Source organism: Paracraurococcus lichenis, from assembly GCF_030657435.1.
Taxonomy (GTDB): Bacteria; Pseudomonadota; Alphaproteobacteria; order Acetobacterales; family Acetobacteraceae; genus Paracraurococcus; species Paracraurococcus lichenis.
The window spans coordinates 1-1,085 of record NZ_JAUTWS010000333.1 but is presented as its reverse complement, the minus strand read 5'-3'; the positions used below and the strand labels follow the sequence as shown (position 1 = coordinate 1,085).

Here is a 1,085-nt window from a genome sequence, read left to right as displayed (position 1 = left end):
AGGTGGAAGGCCTCACGGCGGCGCCGATCCGTGCCAAGCTGCTGCGGCCAGGAGCAGCCGCGTCGGCCAGCGGCGCGAAACGCCACGTCGCTGCATGAGGCGGTTGACCTCGGGCGTGTACAGTGACGTTTCGACATAGCCGAAGCTGCCCCGCTTCTTCACTTCGCGTGCGGCCCCCACCACGCCGGTCAACGCGGCGCGGTAGAGCGAGGTGGCGAGGCTGGCCCGCTTCACTCCGGCCGCCGCGAGTTCCGCAACCGGGAACGACTTTCCCTTGGTCCCGGCCATGAATTTGAAGGGGCGTGACAGTGCGGCGCAGACCGCCCGCACCGCGTCAAGGTCAGGCAGGCCAGGCGCCATCAGCACATCTGCCCCGGCCGCCTCGTAGGCTTGCAACCGCGCGATGGTGTCGCCGAGGTCCGGATTGCCGCGGAGGAAGTTCTCCGCCCGCGCCGTCAGAATGATGAAAACGCCGAAGCTGCGCGCCTGCTCCGCTGCGGCCCGCACGCGGGCCGTGGCCTCCTCCAGGCCGCAGAGCGGCCGCTCCGGGCGACCGGTCGCGTCCTCCACCGAGGCGCCAGCCAAGCCGACGCCGGCGGCCAGATGGATCGTCTCCGCCACGCCGGCGGGCTCGTCAGCGAAGCAGCGCTCGAGGTCGGCCGACATCGGCAGGTCTGTCGCCTCAACGATGGCCCGCGCGTGGGCGAGCGCCTCCTCCCGCATGACCGCCCCGTCGCGCCGGCCGAGCGTGCCGGCCCAGGCACCCGAGGGCGTCGCCAGCGCCTCGAAACCGAGGGCTGCGAGCATCCGGGGCGAATCGGCGTCCCAAGGGTTGGTTGGTGTCGCCCGGGAGTACCGGCCGCCTCCTGCATCCAAGGGCGGGCCCCAAAAGGTTGGAACATGGCGAGGTCGCTGGCGTTTACCTGCCGCTAGCACTCTGGCACAGCGCAATGCCACTCGGAGATACTGGCTATTCCGCCCTGATCAGGAAGCTGTCCCTCGACTTTCCCTCAGCTTCGGCAGCATGGAGCCATTTGGGAAGCCTTCCCCGTCCACTCCAGGTTTCCCCATTGGGGCCCCTGTAT

General features: G+C 69.8%; 2 protein-coding genes. Both read right to left on the bottom strand.

The window, feature by feature from the left end:
* Positions 1-12 precede the first annotated feature (12 nt).
* Positions 13-936, bottom strand: coding sequence for an isocitrate lyase/PEP mutase family protein (locus Q7A36_RS40060; protein ID WP_305109368.1), 924 nt, complete (start codon positions 934-936; stop codon positions 13-15).
* A gap of 34 nt (positions 937-970) precedes the next feature.
* On the bottom strand, positions 971-1,085 hold a 115-nt coding region (locus Q7A36_RS42005), incomplete at its 5' end, for an H-NS histone family protein (RefSeq protein ID WP_370655812.1).